Genomic DNA, 21,369 nt, shown 5'->3' with positions numbered 1-21,369 from the left:
GGTGCTCGACTACGTGATGCCGGGCGGCAAGTTCGGCGACGGGCTCGTGCTGCTGTCGTTCCTGCAGCGCCGCTATCCGGCGCTGCGGATCGTGACGATCACGATGATCGACAACCCGAGCGTGCTGCATGCGATCCGCCGGCAAGGCGTCGGCTGCATTCTAAGCAAGTCCGATGCGATCTCGCATCTGGTCGGCGCCGTCCACGCGGCGTTCGTGTGTGCCGATTATCAGTCGCCGCACATCCGGCATCTGCTCGACAGCGCCGGCTCGTCGGTCACCGAGCGGCGGCTCACCACGCGGGAAATCGAAGTCGTACGCCTGTACGCCGCGGGCATGACCGTCGGCGAGATCGCCGCGCAACTGCATCGCAGCAAGCAGACGATCAGTTCGCAGAAGGCGAGCGCGATGAAGAAGCTCGGCATCGTCCGCGATGCGGATCTGATCCGGTTCGCCGATGAAGGCATGCTGCCCGATCCGGCCGGCAATACGCAGCAGAAGGCCCGGCCGTGATCGCGCCGCGCCGCTGCGTCATGCATGTCGCAGCGGCATGCGCGTGCGCGGCGATCGTCTCCACCGCCCCGGCGCCCATGCGCCTCCCTCAGCAGCCGAGCGTATGCCCAAGGAACTGAAAAAGCTCGCCGCGCGCAGCGCGTCCGCCACCGTCAAACGATTCGAGCCGGCCCGCGTGCGCCGTCAGCAGCGCGCGCTGCTGTACGGCGGCGGCGCGGCCGTCACCGTGTTTATCCTCGCCTGCGCGGTGTTGATCGTCTTGCTCGACGTGTCGGACTTCCTCGCGCGGGCGCGCTCCGCGTTTCTCGGGCGCGAGGCCGAGCTGCATGCGGAGCTGCAGGTCGCGAACGCGCTGCTCACGCATCACGCGGACAGCATCGAGATGTTCGAGCGCACCGATCCGCGCGCGACGCCCGCTCAGCTACGCCGGCTCGACGACGCGCACGGCCGGCTGATCGTCAGCGGCCGCGCGGGGATGCCGTCGACCGCCGTGCTCGCGGACCTTACGCACGATCGCGGCGCCGCAGCGTATTCGCGGTACGTCGCGCTGCTGTTTCAGCAGACCGACATGATCGCGGTGTCGATGCCGCACACGATCAACGCGGGGCTCAGCGCCTATCTGATCGGCACGGGGGGCGACTTCATCGGCATCGTCGGCGTTCAGCCGGTCGGCCGGCTGACGGGCCGGCTCGATGCGATCGACATGCATGCGCTGATTCGCAGCGTCGAGCCGCACCGCGGTATCGGCGTGCCGCTGCGCACGATCGACGGCCGCGACGACGCGCTGCTCGACACGCGCGACGATACGCTGCTCGGCCGCCCCGTATGGCGACTCTCGCGGCCCGTGCGCGATGCGTCCGGGCAGCCGATCGCCTGGCTCGTGATCAACATGCGTGCGCAGGTCGGCGCGATCATGAAGCCCGACTATGCGGACGACACGCATGCGCTCGTCGACGCGCGCGGAACGGTCGCGATCGGCGCGCCGGTCCCGGCGGCGCTCGTCGAGCGTGCGCTTGTGTTCGCGCGTGCGCCGGGCGACGTGCGTGCGGCCGTGCATCGCGTCGGCACGCGCTTCGTGATCGGCGATCGTCTGCCCGAATCCGATCTCGTGTTCGTCACGACGTTCTCGTGGCGCAGCGTCGTCGAAGCGCTGGCGGCGTCGCTCGGTGCGACGGCCGGCGCGGCGCTGTTCGCGATCGCCGCGCTGTGGCTCGCGGTCGTCGCGTTCGATCGGCGCGCGCTGCGTCCGGCCTATCGCCGTGCGATCCGGCTGATCGAAAGCGATGCGCTGAACCGCGCGTTGATCCGCACCGCGCCGGCAGGCCTCGCGCTGTTGTCGCTCGCGGACGGCGACGACATCGTCTGCAACGAAACGATGACGCGCTACGAGCGGCTGACGTCGGACGCGCCGCTCGGCAAGCGGCTGTGGCGCGCCTATCGCGAGCATCGCGACGCTAGCGGCTACGCGAAGGTCGTCACGTGCGAGCTGCCGATCGCTCCGGACCGGCCCGATACGCCGCATGTCGTCGCGAACATCATGCGTACGCGCTATCGCGGTGTCGACGCGCTGCTGTGCACGCTCACCGACATCACCGCGCGCAAGCAGATGGAGCAGAAGCTGCACGAGGCGCGCGTCGCCGCGGAGTCCGCGAACAAGGCGAAGTCGACATTCCTCGCGACGATGAGCCACGAGATCCGCACGCCGCTGAACGCGATCGTCGGCAACCTCGAGCTGATGGCGCGCGCGCCGCTCGCGCCGACCGAGCGGCGGCGGCTCGACACGATCGCGTCGTCATCGGACGCGTTGCTGCGGATCATCGACGACGTGCTCGACCTGTCGAAGGCCGAGTCGAACCAGATGACGATCGAGCGCATCCCGTTCGACGTGCGCGACGTACTGGACGACATCGCCGCGTTCTATCGCCCGCTCGCGAGCGCGAAAGGGTTGGAGCTGACGTGCCGCGTGGCGCCCGAGCTGGCCGACGGATACGTCGGCGACCCGGTGCGGCTGCGTCAGATCGTGTCGAATCTCGTCGACAACGCGATCAAGTTCACGGAGCGCGGCTGCGTGTCGATCGATGCGCGACGTGTGGTGCGCGGCGCGGGCGGCGCGCGCGTCGAGATCCGCGTCGCGGACACCGGGATCGGGATACCGGCCGACAGCGTGCCGACGCTGTTCGACGTGTACATCCAGGCCGACGCGTCGATCTACCGCCGCTTCGGCGGCACGGGGCTCGGGCTGCCGCTGTGCCGGCGCATCGCGATGCTGATGCACGGCGATCTCACCGTCGACAGCCGCGAACGCGAAGGCACGACGATGTGCGTGACGTTGCCGCTGCCGGAAGCGCCGCCGAACTGGCGCGCCGCGCAGCCGGGCGCGACGGCGCAAGCGGCGCCGGGTAGCATCGACGTCGCGCGCGACGCGGCGCCGATTCGCGTGCTGGTCGCCGAAGACCATCCGGCGAGCCGCGCGCTGCTGCGCGATCAGCTGGAAGCGCTGCATCACAGCGCGACGATCGTCGAGAACGGCATCCAGGCGATGCGCGCGTTCTTCGAAGCGCCGTTCGACGTCGTGCTGACCGATCTCGGGATGCCGGAACTCGACGGTTATGCACTCGCGAATTTCCTGCGCGAGCAGCGTGCGGGCGTGCCCGTGATCGCGATGACCGCGCACGCGACGGAGGACGACTATCGTCGCTGCGAGCAGGTCGGCATCGCGGAGCTCGTGCTGAAGCCGTTGTCGATCGCGGTGCTCGATGCGGCGCTGACGCGGCATGCCGGCCAGCGCGCCGTATCGGCGCGCGATACGGCGGATGTCGCGTACGACGCACCGTCCGTGTTGTCGGACGACGTGCGCGATACGCTGCGCGCGGCAACGCGCCGCTCGATGGCATTGCTCGGCGACGCGGCGGCACGCGGCGATGTCGCGACGCTGCGGCTCGAACTGCATTCGATGCGAGGCGGTTTCGCGCTTGCCGGCGATGCCGATGCGTGTGATGCCTGCGCGGCGATGGAGCGCGCGGTCGAGGCGGGGACCGTCGACGCGAACTGGCCGGACTTCCAGCACGCGATCGCGCGTGCGCTGGCCCGGCTCGACGCCGACGCGTAACGCATCCCACGTATCGGGCAACGCGCATCGCGCCCGCGGCCGGATCGCGTCAACCGTCCGCGAAGATCGCGCTGTATGCGCTCAACGCGGGCACACCGCCGAGATGCGCGTACAGCACCTTCGCTCCCGGCTCGAATTCCCCACGCCGCACCTTGTCGATCATGCCGTGCATCGATTTCCCTTCGTAGACGGGATCGGTCAGCACGCCTTCGAGCCGCGCGCAGAGCCGGATCGCTTCCAGCGTGCCTTCGTTCGGCAACCCGTACTCGGGGCCGGCATAACGCGTGTCGAGCACGACGTCGGCGTCCGTCATATCGCGGCCGAGGTCGACGAGCTCGGCCGTATGACGCGCGATGCGGGTGATTTGCTCGCGCGTGCGCGCGGGCGTCGCCGACGCGTCGATGCCGATCACGCGGTCCGCGCGTCCGTCGGCCGCGAAGCCGACGACCATCCCGGCCTGCGTGCTGCCCGTGACCGAGCAGACGACGATGTAGTCGAAGCGTATGCCGAGCTGCGCCTCCTGCGCGCGCACTTCTTCCGCGAAGCCGACGAAGCCGAGGCCGCCGAGCGGATGTTCGGAGCAGCCGGCCGGAATCGGATACGGCCGCCCGCCCGCCTGTCGCACGCTTTCGAGCGCTTCCTCCCAGCTGCGGCGAATGCCGATGTCGAAGCCGTCCGGCACGAGCCGCACGTCGGCGCCCATCATGCGCGATAGCTGAATGTTGCCGACGCGGTCGTAGACGGGATCGTCGTAGTTCACCCAATGCTCCTGCACCAGCACGCACTTCATGCCGAGATGCGCGGCGACGGCCGCGACCTGCCGCGTCTGGTTCGACTGGACGCCGCCGATCGACACGAGCGTATCCGCGCGCTGCTCGAGCGCGTCCGGAATCAGGTATTCGAGCTTGCGCGTCTTGTTGCCGCCGAACGCGAGACCGCTGTTGCAGTCCTCGCGTTTCGCGTAGAGCTCGACCTTGCCGCCGAGGTGATCGCTCAGGCGCTTGAGCGGCTGGATCGGCGTCGGGCCGAACGTCAGCGGATAACGAGGGAAGCGTTGCAGGTTCATCGGCGTGCTCCGGGGACGTAGAGAGAGAGGCGGGATCGTTCGCGCATGGCCGGCGGCCGCGCAGCCCGTCGGAAAATGATACGAACGTGGACACGAAATGAGCTTGCGAAATAAATCGCGTCGGCCTACGTTGCGGAAGACAATCACGTCGATTCGGAAATTTCAGTTCGTCGAATTGGAGAAACACGCAATGAAATTAGACAGGAAGGCTGCGTCGCCCGGCGATGTCGCGCCGACGCTCGATCGCATCGACCGCGCGATTCTTCGGCAACTGCAGCGGGACGCGTCGATCTCGAACGTGAGCCTCGCCGCGAAAGTGAAGCTCAGTGCGCCCGCATGCCTGCGGCGCGTCGAGCGGTTGAAGGAGATGGGGCTGATCCGCGGAATCGTCGCGCTGCTCGACCCGAAGCAGCTCGGGGCCGGCATGCTGGTCGTGATCGGCTTCGTGCTCGACCGCTCGACGCCCGAAGCGTTCGCTGCATTCGAGACGGCGGCGCAGGAAGTGTCGGGATGCGTCGAATGCCATGTCGTGACCGGCGAATTCGACTACTTCATGCTGGTGCGCACGCGCGACAACGAGAGTTTCAATCGGCTGCACGCCGAGCAATTGCTCTATCTGCCGGGTGTGCGGCAGGTGAGGTCGTTCATGGTGCTCAAGGAAATTCTTTCGACGCATGCGTTGCCGGTTTAGCGCGAGTCGTTCGGTGCGTCGGCGGCGCCCGCCGGTTTCGTTTGCCTGTCGGCATCTAACGAATCGATGCGGCTGCTCGATGCGCCGGTTCTGGATGCAGCCGGATCGGCGCCGACGCGTCTCGAGCGCCGATCCGCACCGTGATGGGCGGTCCGCCCGTGCGTGACGACCGGTGCACGTTCGCGGTACTTGAAATGTGAAAAAAGCGTGACGTTTCGTTGTGGAGAACGAAGCGAGAGCAAAAAAAAAGAGAATTTCGCGCTCGTCCTATCCCCCCATCCCCCAATTATAGAAATCATCCTATTTAACATTCCTTCTGATCAATTCACTATTTCGTCCGTGGAGTGCAATTCCACATGTCGGGCGAAATGCCTCGGTTTCGGAAAACCATTTTTCTAGAGAAATATAGATATGAAAGTTAGCCAACTCGTCGTAGCTCTGGGTGTGAGCGGTGCACTGATCGGTCTCGCTCACGCTGCGCCCGCGAACGACAATCAAGTGTCGAAGAAGATCACGCTGACCGCGCAGATCAACGACGGCATTTTCGTCTCGAAGCCGGATGGTTCGTCGTGGTACTCGACGGAAGAGCTGGAAGCGACGGACTACAAGCAGGCGAAGTTCCAAAAGACGCTGCCGATCCGCGTGTGGACCAAGGGCGCAGACTTCAACGTGTCGCTGGCACAGGAGCTGAAGCTGTCGTCGGGCAACGGCTATTCGATGGCGAACCCGGTCGTGACGCTGGCAAGCGCCGCCGGCAACAAGACCGTTGCTTTCGGCAAGCAGGAAAAGATCACGCAGGTCGTCACGGGCAATGGCGGCTATGACGAATTGCACGATCTGACGATCGCCGTCGACGCACCGACGAAGGTCGGCAACCGCAGCACGAACGGCAGCTACAGCGGCGATCTCGTGATGCTGTTCGAGCCGGTGGCAGCAGCAGGCGGCGGCTCGGGCGGCTCGGGCGGCTCCGGCCAGTAAGCCAGCTTTTCGGCCCCGGGCTCACCGGGGCCGTTTTCCCCTCATCGAATCATTCCGATTTCCATAGCCGATTCGAATTCAGATCCCATTTCATAGAAAAAAGCGTGTCTGCCTTTCAAGCCCCGTTTCAATTCAACAAGCTGTGGCTGGGTGCATTCCTGTTGTTTGTTTCTTCGCACTCGTACGCAGAAGTAAAGGTATCGTATGGCGTACCTGAAGGGTTCACTGCGGCTGAAATGGACGATAGCGCAAACTATGTCGCGACGTTCAAGGGCAGAACGCTTCCGGGGTTTATTCGATATTCGGCAACCGCCGCATCCCTCGAATTCGATGCGCAGAAATATGCGGCGAACGGCATCTCGCCGGACGACGTCGATACGATCCGCGGTGTCGTGTCGCAGCTCGACTACAAGCGTTGCCGCAACGGTTGCGATGTCGAAATCGCCGGCTACTACGTCACGATCGACAAGCTGAGGCGGTCGATCTCGATCCGCGATACGCGCGAAGACTATCTCGTGCCGAAAACCGCGTTCGGGCTCGTCAACAACCAGTCGGTCGACGTGCGCGCATCGACGGACAGCTATCGCGCGTTCAACGTGAACGGCACGACGTGGGTCGGCTTGCCCTCGCAGAGCTTCGGCTATCTGAGCTGGTATGTGAACCACACCGAGACGCGCGGCAACAGCATCGGTACGCAGGGCGTCTCGTCGTACTACCTGCAGAAGAACTTCGCCAGCACGTATGTTCGTGCGGGCAAGCAGAACAGCATCGACTATGCATCGGGGGCGGTCAGCACGCTGCTGTCGCCGGGCTTCGACCACTTCGTGACGGTCGGCAGCCAGCGCAATCTGCAGGTCAACCGTAGCGTGGGCTCGCTGATCCTGTATGCGACTGCCGAAGGGAACTACGAGTTCTATCGCAGCGGACGCCTGATCCTGAAGCGGCCCGCCGCGCTCGGCCGCAACGAGATCAGCTTCGCGGATCTGCCCGGCGGCTACTACCCGGTGGAGGTACGCCTCGTCGATCGCAGCGGCCACGTGGTGAGCCAGGAAGTCCGCGAGATCAACAACGTCAACTTCGGCAGGACCGCCGGCAATGCGTGGCGCTTCACGGTCGGCAAGGAGATGCGCGAGCAGGGCGGCTTCCTGATGGAAGCCGCGATGAGCCGCAATTTCCGCCAGTTCTACATGAACGCGTCGACGCTGGTCGGTCACGGCGGAGACTGGGCGGCCGAAATCAACGTCACGCGGCCGACGATGCTCGCCGGCATCGATCTTTCGCCAACGCTCGGCGTGCTGGGCGGCGAGCGCGGTGCGGGCGGCTACGTGACGCTGGCCGCGAGCAACGAAGTGCTCGGCAACGTGATGGTCAGCCGGTATCTGAACAACGACGTGTCGCGCTTCTACACGGGCACGTCGAGCACGAGCGTGTCGTACAGCCGGAACATTCGTCGCGCGACGGCCAGCTACAACTACCAGCGCTCGCCGTTCAACCAGACGCACCAGGCCGAAGTGCGCTGGAACTATCGTCCGAACGGCCTGTGGGCGACCTTTGCGCTCGGCGTGCAGAAGGGCAGCTTCGTGCGTAACTCCGGCAGTGGCGGCTACGGCGTCTATTTCAACATGACGATGCAGCTCGACAGGACGCAGGCGAGCTTCAACGCCGCGCATTCGGGCGGCCAGACGCAGTTGAGCGGTGACTACCGGAAGGATTTCCGGGACGGTTTCGGCACGACCACGCTGGGCGTGACGGGCAGCCGGGTTGGCCGCGACTATGGGATGAACGTCTATGGCACCCGTTCGGGCACGCGCGGCGATGCATCGCTGAACCTCGGCTACAACGGCGACGCCGCGAATCTCGACTTCAACTATCGGGGCATGTTCGCAGCGAGCCGGGAAGGTATCGCATTCGGCCGCTACAGCGGCAGCGGCAGCGCGATGCTGCTGCGCACGCCGAACATCGACGGGATGAAATACGGCTTCAACGTCGAAGGCAACCCGGTCGGCGGCAACAGCACCTATGCGGTGCCGCTCAACGCATATAGCGACGTGCCGTTCGCCCGCGTGCTGAGCAACAGCAGCAAGCTCGACATGAACATCGAGGTGCCGGCGAACATCCTGCGCGCACATCCGGGCCAGGTGTATTCGGCCAGCGCGAAGGTCGATATCAACATGATCTACAGCGGATTCCTGACCGACCACGACGGCAAGCCGATCAGCGGGAAGATCGCCGAGACCGGCGACACCGTCTACCGCAACGGCTTGTTCTCGATCGTCAGCAAGAAGATGTTGTCGGACCTCACGGTCGCCGGCGACGGTTATCAGTACACGTGCAGCCTGAAGGATGCGAGCGGGTCGTACTACCGCTGCAGCGCGGGCGTCGCGCAGTAACACGAAGGATGAAAAATATGACGTTCAAACCGACAGGCATGTTGTCGCTGGTGGCAGGACTGTTAGCCGCCGTGGCGATTCCGGCATTTGCGGCCGGGGAATTGATGGTGACGCCCGCGACGACACGTGTCGTCAGCGAGCACGACCAGCGCGTGACGGTCAAGAACATGGGCGACGAGCCGATGTATCTGTCCATTTCGGTCCAGAAGGTGATGAACCCCGGCATCACGCCGGAACAGAAGGTCGATCTCGGCGATCTCGAGCGGCCCGGCCTGATCGCAAGCCCCGACAAGCTGACGCTGGGTCCGAACCAGTCGCGGCAGATCACGCTCCAGTCGCTGACGGAAGTGCCGCACGAAGAGCTCTATCGGCTCTATATCATCCCGGTCAAGTCGCTGAAGGTCGACGAGGCGCCGAAGGACAAGATCACCGCGCCGCTGTCGGTGTCGATCGGTTATGGCGTACTGGTTCGACATTTGCCGAAGCCGTTGAAGCAGCATGCAGCGTGGACGCATCGCTGCGAGAACGGGGGGATCACGCTGGAAAGCACGGGCACCGTCCGCTCGGTGTTCCACGACGTCACCGTCGGCGACGGCCAGCCGGCGCAGACGGTCGCCGTATTCCCCGGCATGCCGCAGCACTTCGCGACGAAGCAGATCAAGCTGGATGCGGGCGACAAGCCCGTGACGCTGACATGCGAATGACGGTGCGCATGCCGGCAGCACGCGCGCTCGCCGCCGGTGCGCGACGTTGTGCCGCCGGCGTGCTGATCGCCGCGTACTGCGCGAGCAGTGTCGCGGCCGGCATTCTGAAGCTGTCGCGGCCGGAATTGACGCTCGAGCCTGACAAGCCGCCGGGCGAATTGTGGGTCGAGAACGTGGGCGACACGCCGCTTTACCTGACGGTGTCGCAGGAACTGGTGACGAATCCGGGCCACATGCCGGAACAGCGTGCGCCGATCGACGAGGTGCCGCGTCCCGGCTTGCTGGTTACGCCGAACCGGCTGTCGCTCGCGCCGGGGCAGAAGTACCGGATGACGTTGAAGGCGTTCGCCGTACCGGAGGAAACGCAGGTGTGGCGCGTGACGTTCCGGCCGAACGAACGGATCAGGATTGAAGGGCGCGATGCCGAGCACGGTCCCGCGCCGCTTTTTGTCAGTGTGGGATACGGCGCGGTGATTTATCACCTGGGCCGCGAAAAGCGATAACAGTGTCGTCGCGGTAGCGACGTACGCGAGCGCGAGGGCGCGTCGGCGAGAGAGGCAAGGAGCTTATGTTGACCATTATTTCAGCGGTAATCAGGCGTGCGACGGAAAGAATGCGATGGATCGCGTTCACATTCCCGATGCTTGCATTTTTCGTTGTCGATCACGCGTATGCCAAATACGAACTGGTGGAATACGATGTCAGCGACCGATATCACTCGTGTTCGTGGACCGATAACGGAAACGGAACCAGCACGCTCCGCGTATCGATCGATTTCAAGGCCACTGAGGGTCGAACCTGGGGCCAGGCGTTCCTCTCGCGCGGGATAATGGTCTACGCGTACGACAAGAATGGCACCATGCTCCAAAGCAGTGACGTTGCACAGGCGGTTTTCATGGGTAACATTCGGCATTCGATCGCGTACTCCGGGATGGGCTACGTCATGTATAACGGGTACATAGTAGGCTCCGGCACTAATCCGCCGAGCTATTCCGAGTGGGGGATTACCAGGGCGTTCACGGCACCCGTCAGGGTGATCGTCGACAATGCCAAAGTGGAAGACTGGCCCGCGTTGTCCATTCGCGCCGGAAACTACACCGCTCCGGCCGATCCCGGCTACCTCCCCGGTACGGGCATGACCGGCTACGATGTCGCCGAGATTAAAGGCGCGGCGTATATCGCGCGTTATGGTGGACCGGGCAGCTGCAACGTCGTGAATCCGACCACGCCACCGGAACCGCCGCGGTCGGTCGCGATCGACGTCACTGCCCCGAACTGGGATCTTGGCGAATTGCCGCGCGGCGAGGCAAAGAAGTCCTTTTCCAATATCGAGGACGCTCTCTGCTTCAAATATTCGGGCAGCGCGGTCAACGGCAAGCGCTTCGTGATCGATGCGACCAGTGCGGCAGGTACGGTCAACGGCCGCTATCGGCTGAAGAATGGAACGGACACCATTCCGTACGCCGTGGAGTTATCCAACGGAGCGGTGAATGTACCGTTGCCGAATACGGGCGGCATGACCGTTCCGCTGGATTCCGGCGGGCTATCGTGCTGGATGCCGACATTCACGACCAACGTGCCTGCCGATGCGAAAGTCGGGCAATACCACGATGTCCTGACGTTTACGGTCGTCACTAAAACCTGACGGCGCGCCAGTGTGCCAGTTCGGGTCACCAGAGCATGGGAGTCAATATGACAAAACGCATCGCCGGATACGGGCTGATTGCCGCGTGTATGTTGCCGGTTCTCGCGATGGCGCAGGAGGTCACGCTTAGCGGCAAGACGAGCAGCACGATCACGGCCACCGTCGCGCCGCGGGGCACCTTCGACGTCACCGACGAAAAGGGCGGCTGGTTCGACAGCGGCCTCGAAATGAAGCAGTTGGGCGGCTGGGATGCGCCCTACGAAGTGGAAGCGCGGCTGCGCGTGCTGTCGACGAGCGGCACGTTTCAGGTGCGCCTGGACACGCCGCTCGAGATCCGCAATCAGGCAGACACGCAGAAGATGTTCCAGCGGCCGTCCGTCACGCTGGCACCGGATGGCGGCCAGCCGAAGTCGATCGTGACGGGGCAGGGCACGACGTTCAGCAATCCCGTGCCGCCGGTCGCCGGCGAGGATTCGGTCGGGTACTACACGCTGGCGGTTGCCGCGTATCCGCCAGCGGGCGACTTCAAGGCGACCGCCGGCACATACAGCGGCGTGCTGTCGCTCACATTCGAGCCCACCATCAAGACGCGCTGACGCGCTCGTAGCCGTCGTCGTGCGCGCGCCGCGGCTACGGCACACCCGCCGCCGGTTCGGCCTTGCTCTCCGGCACGCGCGACGCGTTGCCGTCCGGGTGCCGCTTCGGGCTGCGATGACCGCCTGCAGCGCGAACCTCCGCCAAATCGTTCACGATGAATCTATCCGTGCTTGCCCGCTTCTTCGCAACGTTCACCGCGTACCTGATGATGCCGGCATCGGTGCTGGCCGCGATCGATCTGATACCGAAGGAAGTCGTCGTCGACGGCCAGGAAACTGCCGTCCAGATCGTCAACAACGGCGATCGCCCGGAATACGTGAGCATTTCGCTGTCGCGCCTGATGAATCCCGGTGTGCCGCTGGCCGAAGAAAAGGTCGAACCGGTTGGCGAGAGCGACCGGCCAGCGCTGTACGCGTTCCCGTTCAAGATCAGTTTGGCGCCCGGCCAGAGCAAGACGATCACGCTGAAGTCGCTGCGCGCGGTGGAAACCGAGACGGTGTATCGCCTCGACGTGAAACCCGTGTTGAAAGTCTCCTCCGGAGAAAAGGCGAGCGCGACCGGGACCGTGCTCGTCAGCCTGGCGTTCAGTGGGCTGGTGCGCCAGTTGCCGAACCGCACTCGCGCAGGACTCTCGATGACCTGCGATGCGACGGGCGCACGCCTGACCGCAACCGGCAACGTTCGACATACGGTCAAGGGCGCGCAAGTGGACGGGCGCGTGCTCGACGATTTCAACGTCTATCCGGGCGTGCCGTTGCCGCTGAAAGGGCGTGTCGTGTCGGTGCCGGGGCAGGCGGCCTGTCCGGAGCAGGCTGGTGCCGGCACGTCGTGACATCGTCGCGTATTGCATATCGCGATTTCGGCGAAGGCCCGATCGATCTTCCGCATGGAGAGCGCTCGCGCGGACGGGGAGGCGATTCGGGTATATCCGTCGCGTCGTTGCCGATTGTCATGGCGCTCAAGGAAATTGTTTCGGCGCAGGCGTTGCCGGTTTAGCGTGGACATGCCCGCCAGTTTCGTCTACTTGTCGCCGATCTGACGAACCGATGACGGCCGCCGCGAACTTCCCGCGCGGCGGCACGATGCGCACGGATTCGCGTTCAGGACGCCGATTCCGGCGTTTGTCTATCATGCGCAGAGGTGCCGCGCCGGCACGCACGACGAGCCGGCGCGCGCGGAAACCGGCATGTCGCGCAACCCAACCTGCGAGCGAGGGCATCATGGCAAGACAGACGATGGCGGAATATCTGGCGAAGACGCTTGCGGCGGCGGGCGTCGAGCGTATCTGGGGCGTGACCGGCGACAGCCTGAACGGGCTGTCGTTCAGCCTGAGCCAGATCGGCTCGATCCGCTGGATGCATACGCGGCACGAGGAAAGCGCGGCGTTCGCGGCCGGCGCCGATGCCGCGTCGACCGGGCGGCTCGCCGTGTGTGCGGGCAGCTGCGGCCCCGGCAACCTGCACTTGATCAACGGGCTCTACGACTGCCATCGCAATCATCAGCCGGTGCTCGCGATTGCCGCGCACATCCCGTCGACCGAGATCGGCCTCGGCTATTTCCAGGAAACCCATCCGCAGGAACTGTTCCGCGAATGCAGTCACTTTGCGGAACTGGTGACCAACGCGTCGCAGTTCCCACGGCTGCTGGCGCGCGCTATGCGCACCGCGATCGAAGCGCGCGGCGTCGCCGTGATCGTGCTGCCGGGCGACATCGCGCTCGGCGACGGTCCTGACGAAGCGCCGCGCTGGCACGACGCGGCGCCGCCGTCCATCGTGCCGGCCGACGCCGATCTCGACCGGCTCGCGGCGCTGCTGAACGCGTCCGACGCCGTCACGCTGCTATGCGGCAGCGGCACGCAAGGCGCGCACGACGAAGTCGTCGCACTGGCGGACACGCTCGGCGCGCCGGTCGTGCATGCGCTGCGCGGCAAGCAGTTCGTCGAATGGGACAACCCGTTCGACGTCGGGATGACGGGGCTGATCGGTTTCAGTTCCGGCTATCACGCGATGGAGTCCTGCGACACGCTGCTGATGCTCGGCACGGATTTTCCGTACCGGCCGTTCTATCCGTCGAATGCAAAGATCGCGCAGATCGACTGGAAGGGTTCGCAGCTCGGCCATCGCGCGCCGCTTGCGCTCGGCCTGGTCGGCACCGTGAAGGAGACGATCGCGGCGCTGCTGCCGCGCCTGACGCGCAAGACGCAACGTCGCTTCCTCGAGAACGCGCTGAAGCACTATGCGGCCGCGCGCAAGGGGCTCGACGATCTCGCGGTGGCCGAGCCGCCCGGCCGCGCGATTCATCCGCAGTACCTGACGAAGATCGTCGACGAAGTCGCGGCCGACGACGCGATCTTCACGGCCGATGTCGGCACGCCCACGCTATGGGCCGCGCGCTATCTGACGATGAACGGCAAGCGTCAGCTGCACGGCTCGTTCAATCACGGCTCGATGGCGAACGCGATGCCGCAGGCGCTCGGCGCGCAGGGCGCGCATCCGGGGCGGCAGGTCGTGTCGCTGTCCGGCGACGGTGGGCTGTCGATGCTGCTCGGCGATCTGCTGAGCGCGCGCCAGCTCAATCTGCCGATCAAGATCGTCGTCTACAACAACAGCCTGCTCGGTTTCGTGTCGATGGAACTGAAGGCGGCGGGGTATCTCGATACGAACGTCGATTTGAGCGCGACGGATTTTGCGGCGATTGCGAAAGGCGCGGGCATTTTCAGCGTACGCGTCGAACATTCGGAGAACGTCGAGCACGCGCTGCGCACGGCGTTCGCGCACGACGGGCCGGCCCTCGTCGACGTCGTCACGTCGAAGTACGAACTGGCGATGCCGCCGAAGATCGAACTCGCGCATGCGAAGGGGTTCAGCCTGTTCATGCTGCGCGCGATCCTGAGCGGACGCGGAGACGAGATCGTCGAGTTGGCGAAGACCAATTTGCGGTAACGCGCCCACGCGCGGCAAAGATACGGGCGCCGCGCGGCCTTCGCCAAGCGACCGGGGCGCGCCGCATCGGGCCCCGCTGCGAGGCCGTGGCGGGGCCCGATCGCACGCCCGTTCGACGCTCGCATGCGCCGCATCGGTCGTCATGCTTGCCGTTTTTGCACGAGCAGGCCGCTTTTTTGCACGGCCTTTATGTCGGCTGTCGCAAGCTTGCTACATCTTCAACAGCCGACCTTCTGCATCGGTCGACCGCCGCCATATGTCCCTTTCCTGCCGACCGAATCGCCGTCGCGGTTTTTACCGTGTGGTGCAGTTGCACTACCCGTGCCCAGCCCCGCCGGAGCGTGCCCGGCGAGGCCGGCCGCCACGCGCGACGGCGTTCGCCCTAAGTCCGTACCCGACCCGAAAAACGCTTTTCGGCCGCCGGCGAGGCGCACGCACGGTCCTCCTGCGCGCCGCACCGGCGCCGGCCGGGGAGGAACGGCAATTGCTGTCTATCCATTCGCCGCCCGCGCGTCGCATGTCGCGTCAGCCGGCGGCTCACGTCGGTGCGCCGCGGCGTGCGCGGCGCTGGCCCAAATAACGGAGGGTTCATGTACCTCACGGAAGAAGTGCATATTGCGCGCTCGGTCAGCCGCCGCGCGCGTGTCGAGGCGCTGCCGTCGGGCAGGCAGCTTGCCCGGCAGATCATGATGACGGTTCGCGCGGCGGACGTGCTGCTACGCCAGGCGATCCGGGTGCCCGAGCGGCACCAGTGGTCGGTGGATACCGAACGCGTCGACGCAGCCGGCGGCCCGCTTGCCGCGTGGGACTCGCACGTTACGTTCCGCGTCGCGAAGGCATTCGAGCCCGGCGTCGACGCGAACGCGCGTGCGGCGGACCCGCATCAGGTCGCCGTCGAGATCCGGCTGTTTCTTCCCGAGCAGGCGTATGTGGCCGAGCGACGCATCGGCGTGTTCGGCCGTCGCCACGGCAACCACTTCGGCGCGACGCTGTCGGTCACGGCCGGCTCGCAATGGGGCGGCCGCCGCGTCGAGTTCGTGCCGCCGCCCGGACGGCACGTGCGCGGCGACACGCTCGAAGCGCTCGTCGACGCGGTCGCGCCGATCGTCAACGCGGCGCTCGCGATGACCGGCTTCGGCGTGCCGAAGTGACGGCGCACCACACGCAACGGCGTCGCACGGCAGGCTGCCTTGCCGCCGTGCCGCGCATCGCGGGGCCGCGCCGCATGCGAGACGGCGTGCGGCCTCGCTACGCGTCGCCGGCCTGCCCGGTCTGACGCTGCAGATCCTCCATCAACTGTTCGGCGAGAAAGTCGCACGGCGGACGTTTCGATTTGGTGCTGCGCGCGAGAATCAGTTCGAGCGGCGGCAGGTCCGGCAATCCGTGCGAGCGGCCGAGCATCGACAGCTGCGCGGGAATCGCGCAACGCGCGAGCGGCGCGACCGCGAGACCCGCTTCCACCATGCTGAGCAGCCCGAGCAGGCTCGGGCTTTCATACGACGTCCGGTACGGCACCTTCGCGCGTTCGAGGCTGCGGATCGCGTTCTCTCGCGCGACGCTGCCGGGCATGAACACCGCGATCGGCAGCGGCCGTTCTTCCCACACGCGCGGGCCGTTCGTCATCGCCGCCCACGCCATCGGCTCGTGGCGCACGAAATCGCCCGACAGCCCCTTCACGCGCGTGCCGCACACGAGATCGACGGTGCCGTCCTTCAGCAGCGGCGCGAGCGCACTGCTCGGCAGCCCGATCACCTGGATCTCGACCTTCGGATAGGTCGCCGAGAATTTCTTCAAGACCGACGGCAACAGCGACGACGCATAGTCGTCCGGCACGCCGATCACGACCTTGCCGGTCACCTCCGGCCGCACGACGGCCGCCCACGCCTCGTCGCGCAGCGCCAGCATTCGTCTGGCGAAACCGAGCAGCACCTCGCCCTCGCGTGTGAGCACGATGCTGCGCGGCTTGCGCACGAACAGCGGGCGGCCGATCGCGTCCTCGAGGCTCTTGATCTGCATGCTGACGGCGGACTGCGAACGGTTCACGGCCTCGGCCGCGCGCGTCATGTTGCCGGTCTCCGCGACGGCGACGACGGTGGCCAGCACGTCGTGATCGAGCATCTTCATCGGTATCAGGAAAATTGAAGGCAACGATCAACATTATGCGTTTTTATTGTTGCTATGTGTCTGCCATAGTGGAATCAAGCCGGCCGTATCGTCCCGATGCGGCGCAGCATGCAGCACTGAACAGGAAAGCGTGGTGTATCGATGATCGACCATCCGTTGCGCGCCGCACTGGCCGCCGAATTGCATGCCCGGCCGTTTCTGCGGATCGCCGAGGCCGTGTCGCTCACCCATTACGCGGTGTACGCGGACGGGCAGCCCGATCTCCACGAAACGCTGCTGCACGCGCTGTGTCGCGACACCGGCATCGCCGCGCCGCATGAAGGCGCGACGCACCATGCGGCGCAATCGCGTTGCGGCTGGTATCTGAAGTGGGAGCGCCACACCGAGTTCTCGACGTTCACGTTCGTCGCGCCGCGCCGCGATACCGGCTATTTCGACGATCTTGCGATCGAAGGCATTCCGGCCGCGTGGTTCGCGCGGCTCGCGGGCATCCGCTTCGTCGCGGTGCGCATGGAGCTGCTGTCCGGCGACGCCGCGCGGCTCGTGTGCGCCGATCTGCGGCGCTGGATCGACGGGCCCGTCCTCGTCGGCAGCAACGTCCTCGGCGGCGGCAAGGTGTTCTGCGACTGGCACGTGCGCGACGACGGCTTCATGCGCTTTCTCGTCATCGACGACGATTTCCGCGAGGAGCAGGGCGGCCGGCTGCTGCAGCGGCTATACGAGATCGAGACGTACCGGATGATGGCGCTGCTCGCGCTGCCGGTCGCGCGCCGGATGAGCGGCGAACTCGACGAGATCCACGCGTCGCTGCACGCGCTGATGCAGCAGATGGATGCGGGCGGCGCAGGCGACGACGATGCGTCGCTGCTCGTGAAGCTCACGCATCTCGCGGTGCGCGTCGAAGCGCTGTCGGGCGCGGGCGGCCGGTTCAGCGCGTCGCGCGCCTACGAGAAGCTCGTGCTCGCGCGCATCCAGGAATTGCGCGAGGAGCGCATCGAAGGGATGCCGACGATCGCCGAATTCATGGAACGGCGCTTCGCGCCCGCGATGGAGACGTGCCGCAGCGTATGGGCACGTCACGAGCAGATCGCCGCGCGCATCGCGCGTGCGGTCGATCTACTGCGCACGCGCGTGAATCTCGCGCAGGAGAAGGACGTCACGCGGCTGCTCGCCGGCATGGAGCGCACCGCACGCAATCAACTGCATTTGCAGCATGCGGTCGAAGGGCTGTCGGTCGCCGCGATCTCGTACTACGTGCTGTCGCTCGCCACCGCCGCCTTCAAGGCGCTGCACGTGATGAAGCTGCCGGTCGATCCCGAGCTCGCCGAAGGCTTGCTGATTGCACCGGTGGTGTTCGCGGTGATCCACATTACGCGGCGCACGCGCGCGCAGCTCGCGCACGCGGAAGCCGCACACGACGGCGGCGCCGTGCGAGTCGCCGCACTGAAGCAGGCAAGCTAAAACAAACGACTACGTATCAAAGGAACGGAGATGACTTTTTCGCTGAACCCATCCGAATTGTTCGACGGCTTCGATGGCTTCGACGGTTTCGACGAGCCGATGCACGATCACGCCGGCGCGCCCGATGAAGCGCACGTGACCTCGTATCAGGCCGTGCTGCAGGAGCCGATGGTGTCGCTCGTCGGTAGCGTCGATCGGCCCGACGTCGCATCGGTCGCGATTCTCGGATACAACTGACGCGCGGCGTATAGCACGCATCGCGCGCACCGCGACGGCGACGCTGCGCGGGCGTCCGCAAGACGGACGTTCGCGTGGCGATGCTTTGCTTTTCGCCTGCGGTTCTCATGCGGCTTGCTTCGTCGTCCGCGCGGCGGCGAGCGTGCCCCCTCAACGACCGCATCGAATGAGGTCGCCGCGCGGCACGTCGTGCTTCGACCGCCGCGCGACGACACCGTCAATCGACCGCGCGCATCGCGTGCCGCAATTCCTGATAGCTGCGCAGGCCCGCGACGCCGAGTTCGCGTCCGATGCCGCTCAGCCCGAAGCCGCCCCAGCAAACGTGCGGATAGATGAGCTGCGGCGCGTTGATCCACACGAGCCCCGCGCGCACGCGTGCCTGAAACTGGCGCGCGGCCGCCGCGTGGCGCGTCACGACGGTCGCGACGAGCCCATAGCGTGTGTCGTTCGCGAGCGCGATCGCCTCGTCGTCGGTACGGAACGATTTCACGCACGCGACCGGGCCGAATACTTCATCGGTCCACAGTACGTTGTCCGCAGCCGGCTCGGCGATCACGACGGGCGCCATGAAATAGCCGTCGCCGCCCGTATCGGCCACGCGTCCGCTGAAGGCGACGCGTGCGCCGGTGTCGATGCCCTGTTGCAGCAGCGCTTCGACCCGGGCGCGCTGCGCGGCCGAAATCAGCGGCCCCATCGCGACATCGGCGACATCCGGCGGCGCGACGACGAGCGCGCGCACGGCCGTCTCGAATGCGGCCATGAAGCGGCGATACACGCTGTCGTGCACGAGGATGCGCGCGGTGGCCGAACACATCTGCCCGGCGTTCGTGAACGCACCGGCGACGGCCAGCGAAATCGCGAGTTCGAGATCGGCATCGTCGCGCACGATCAGCGCGGACTTGCCGCCGAGCTCGAGCGTCACGCGCTTCATGTCCGCGGCCGCGGCGCGCATTACATGACGGCCGGCCGCGGTGCTGCCCGTAAACGAAATCTTGTCGATCAGCGGATGCGCGGTCAGCGCCGCGCCGACGTCGGCGCCGCCGTTCACGACGTTGACGACACCGGCCGGCACGCCGGCCGCGGCGACGATTTCGAGCAGCGCGTGTTCGGCCGGCGAGGTTAGCTCGGACGGCTTCAGCACGACCGTGCAACCGGCCGCGAGCGCGGGCGCGAGCTTCCACGCGGTCGTCACCATCGGGAAGTTCCACGGGACGATCAGTGCGGCGACGCCGACCGCGTCATGAAAGCGCTCGGCCGCGAACGACTCGTTCGGCAGCGCGACCGGTTCGGCGGCGAACGTCGCCGGGTTCGCGCACAGCGACGCGTAGTACGCGAACGTGGCGGCGACGTCGCCGACATCGGCGTCCGCTTCGAACGGCGGCTTGCCGCTGACCTGCATCTGCAAAGCCGCAAGCCGCGCGCGGTCGGCTTCGACGCGTTCGGCGATCGCCGCGAGCATCCGGCCGCGCTCGGCGGGCGGCGTGTCGCGCCAGCCCGCAAACGCATCGCGCGCCGCGCGTACCGCATCGTCGACATGCACTGCCGTCGCGAATTCCTGCCAGCCGATCGTCGCACCGGTCGACGCGTTGCAGATCGGCGCGCCGGCCGTGTCGGAATGCGTGCGAACCGCACGGCCGGCGATCTGCGCTGCGGGCAGCACGAGCGTCGCGGCGGAAGGGGAGCGTTCAACGGTGGACATGAGGTTCATCCTCTCGGTCGGTGTTCGGTTTCAGGTCAGCGGTACGCGACGCCGGGCATCACGCACAGCATCTCGAACGCGAGGTTTGCGCCGACGAGCGCCGTGGTGCCCGCCGGATCGTAGGGCGGCGACACTTCGACGAGATCCGCGCCGACGATGTTCAAGCCTTTCATCCCGCGCACGATTTCGAGTCCCTGCTGGACGGACAGCCCGCCGATCTCCGGCGTGCCGGTGTCGGGTGCGAACGACGGATCGAGACCGTCGATGTCGAAGCTCAGATAAACGGGCGTGTCGCCGACGCGCTCGCGCACCTGCGCCATCAGCGGCGCGAGCGACTTGTTCCAGCATGCTTCGGCCTGCACGACGGTGAAACCCTGCTCGCGGCACCAGTCGAAATCGTCGGCGTGATAGCCGGTGCCGCGCAGGCCGATCTGCGTGACCTTGTCGCATTGCAGCAGCCCGTCTTCGACCGCGCGGCGAAACGGCGTGCCGTGCGCGATCTTTTCGCCGAACATCGTATCGTTGACGTCCGCATGCGCATCGACATGCACGACGGCGACCTTGCCGTACTTCCGGTGCAGCGCGCGCAGGATCGGCCAGGCGATCGTGTGATCGCCGCCGAGCGTGATAGGGCGGCAGCCGTTCGCGACGATCCGGTCGTACGCAGCCTCGATCCGGCGCACCGAATCCTTCAGGTCGTACGGGTTCGTCGCGACGTCGCCGATGTCGGCGACTTGCAGCGAATCGAACGGCGCGGCGCGCGTGGCCATGTTGTAGGGGCGCAGCAGCACCGATTCGGCGCGGATCTGGCGCGGGCCGAAGCGCGACCCCGAGCGGTTCGACGTGCCGAGGTCGAGCGGCACGCCGACGAAGCATGCGTCGAGGCCGTCGGTCGTGTCGGCCTGCGGCAGGCGCATCATCGTGGCGATGCCGCCAAAGCGCGGCATCTCGTTGCCGCCCATCGGTTGATTCAGTTCGCGGTGCATGGGGCGTCTCCTCTGGTCGATCGAAAGCGATCGGCCGATGGTAGAGGAGAACGCATGCGCGAAGATTTTGAAGTCGCAACGTTCACATCGACGACATTCGATGCAACGGGCGCCGCCGCATCGAGTGCGCGCAACGCGGCCGTGCGTCAGTCTGCGGCGGCGCTCGGCGCTGCGTCGTCACCCGGCACGACATCGTGCGCGTCGCCGCGCGCGGCGGCCGGCAGCGGCG

The 21,369-nt window shown here is 66.1% G+C and carries 18 protein-coding genes; 14 read left to right on the top strand and 4 right to left on the bottom strand.

The genetic code is table 11. The features are described 5' to 3' along the window. Together HMPREF3115_RS15550 and HMPREF3115_RS15545 are read left to right on the top strand one after the other, a co-directional pair. Positions 1-511 (top strand): LuxR C-terminal-related transcriptional regulator (locus tag HMPREF3115_RS15550; RefSeq protein WP_256276210.1); only part of this gene is annotated, 511 nt, incomplete at its 5' end. A gap of 103 nt (positions 512-614) precedes the next feature. After that, positions 615-3,620, top strand: coding sequence for an ATP-binding protein (locus HMPREF3115_RS15545; RefSeq protein WP_070555028.1), 3,006 nt, complete (start codon positions 615-617; stop codon positions 3,618-3,620). Positions 3,621-3,669: 49 nt separating this feature from the next. Here HMPREF3115_RS15545 and HMPREF3115_RS15540 read toward each other — a convergent pair whose 3' ends face one another. Next, entirely contained in the window at positions 3,670-4,686 is a 1,017-nt protein-coding gene (locus HMPREF3115_RS15540) for a 1-aminocyclopropane-1-carboxylate deaminase (RefSeq protein WP_070555026.1), read from the bottom strand. Between the two features lie 190 nt (positions 4,687-4,876). On the opposite strand from HMPREF3115_RS15540, the gene HMPREF3115_RS15535 reads away from it, so the two are divergent. The 10 genes from HMPREF3115_RS15535 (at position 4,877) to HMPREF3115_RS15490 (ending at position 15,784) form a co-directional block, all read left to right on the top strand. Beyond that, positions 4,877-5,377 (top strand): Lrp/AsnC family transcriptional regulator, encoded by a 501-nt coding sequence (locus HMPREF3115_RS15535; protein WP_070555024.1) that lies wholly within the window; start codon positions 4,877-4,879, stop codon positions 5,375-5,377. A gap of 411 nt (positions 5,378-5,788) precedes the next feature. Further along, positions 5,789-6,355 carry a CS1 type fimbrial major subunit gene (locus tag HMPREF3115_RS15530; RefSeq protein WP_035488015.1) on the top strand — a complete coding sequence of 189 codons (567 nt, stop codon included), beginning with the start codon at positions 5,789-5,791 and terminating at the stop codon, positions 6,353-6,355. Positions 6,356-6,591: 236 nt separating this feature from the next. Further along, on the top strand, positions 6,592-8,745 hold the full coding sequence (locus HMPREF3115_RS15525) for a TcfC E-set like domain-containing protein (protein WP_070555023.1): 2,154 nt from the start codon (positions 6,592-6,594) through the stop codon (positions 8,743-8,745). Between the two features lie 17 nt (positions 8,746-8,762). After that, positions 8,763-9,449, top strand: a complete 687-nt coding sequence (locus HMPREF3115_RS15520) for a pilus assembly protein (protein ID WP_053298012.1) — start codon at positions 8,763-8,765, stop codon at positions 9,447-9,449. An 8-nt stretch (positions 9,450-9,457) separates the two neighbouring features. Then, entirely contained in the window at positions 9,458-9,952 is a 495-nt protein-coding gene (locus HMPREF3115_RS15515) for a hypothetical protein (protein ID WP_175835640.1), read from the top strand. A gap of 65 nt (positions 9,953-10,017) precedes the next feature. Continuing rightward, a complete protein-coding gene (locus HMPREF3115_RS15510; protein WP_227747559.1) occupies positions 10,018-11,094 on the top strand; it encodes a hypothetical protein in 1,077 nt (358 codons plus the stop codon). A gap of 47 nt (positions 11,095-11,141) precedes the next feature. Continuing rightward, positions 11,142-11,690, top strand: coding sequence for a hypothetical protein (locus HMPREF3115_RS15505; RefSeq protein ID WP_070555017.1), 549 nt, complete (start codon positions 11,142-11,144; stop codon positions 11,688-11,690). A gap of 155 nt (positions 11,691-11,845) precedes the next feature. Next, positions 11,846-12,523, top strand: coding sequence for a hypothetical protein (locus tag HMPREF3115_RS15500; RefSeq protein WP_070555015.1), 678 nt, complete (start codon positions 11,846-11,848; stop codon positions 12,521-12,523). 388 nt (positions 12,524-12,911) lie between these two features. Beyond that, positions 12,912-14,633 carry a ubiquinone-dependent pyruvate dehydrogenase gene (gene poxB / locus HMPREF3115_RS15495; protein WP_070555012.1) on the top strand — a complete coding sequence of 574 codons (1,722 nt, stop codon included), beginning with the start codon at positions 12,912-12,914 and terminating at the stop codon, positions 14,631-14,633. Between the two features lie 590 nt (positions 14,634-15,223). After that, entirely contained in the window at positions 15,224-15,784 is a 561-nt protein-coding gene (locus HMPREF3115_RS15490; RefSeq protein ID WP_070555010.1) for a hypothetical protein, read from the top strand. Positions 15,785-15,881: 97 nt separating this feature from the next. On the opposite strand, the gene HMPREF3115_RS15485 is transcribed toward HMPREF3115_RS15490, so the two are convergent. Further along, positions 15,882-16,757: a LysR family transcriptional regulator gene (locus tag HMPREF3115_RS15485; RefSeq protein WP_006397730.1), complete on the bottom strand. Its 876-nt coding sequence runs from the start codon at positions 16,755-16,757 to the stop codon at positions 15,882-15,884. Between the two features lie 141 nt (positions 16,758-16,898). Between HMPREF3115_RS15485 and HMPREF3115_RS15480 the strand changes: the two genes are divergently transcribed. Continuing rightward, positions 16,899-18,218: a DUF3422 family protein gene (locus HMPREF3115_RS15480; protein ID WP_070555009.1), complete on the top strand. Its 1,320-nt coding sequence runs from the start codon at positions 16,899-16,901 to the stop codon at positions 18,216-18,218. Positions 18,219-18,248: 30 nt separating this feature from the next. Then, positions 18,249-18,455, top strand: a complete 207-nt coding sequence (locus HMPREF3115_RS15475) for a hypothetical protein (RefSeq protein ID WP_070555006.1) — start codon at positions 18,249-18,251, stop codon at positions 18,453-18,455. Positions 18,456-18,672: 217 nt separating this feature from the next. Here HMPREF3115_RS15475 and HMPREF3115_RS15470 read toward each other — a convergent pair whose 3' ends face one another. Together HMPREF3115_RS15470 and speB are read right to left on the bottom strand one after the other, a co-directional pair. After that, positions 18,673-20,154, bottom strand: coding sequence for an aldehyde dehydrogenase family protein (locus HMPREF3115_RS15470; protein ID WP_070555036.1), 1,482 nt, complete (start codon positions 20,152-20,154; stop codon positions 18,673-18,675). Between the two features lie 35 nt (positions 20,155-20,189). Then, on the bottom strand, positions 20,190-21,140 hold the full coding sequence (gene speB, locus HMPREF3115_RS15465) for an agmatinase (RefSeq protein WP_070555004.1): 951 nt from the start codon (positions 21,138-21,140) through the stop codon (positions 20,190-20,192). Positions 21,141-21,369 lie beyond the last annotated feature (229 nt).

The organism is Burkholderia sp. HMSC10F09 (assembly GCF_001806955.1).
Taxonomy (GTDB): Bacteria; Pseudomonadota; Gammaproteobacteria; order Burkholderiales; family Burkholderiaceae; genus Burkholderia; species Burkholderia multivorans.
This window is presented reverse-complemented; position numbering and strand designations above follow the sequence as displayed.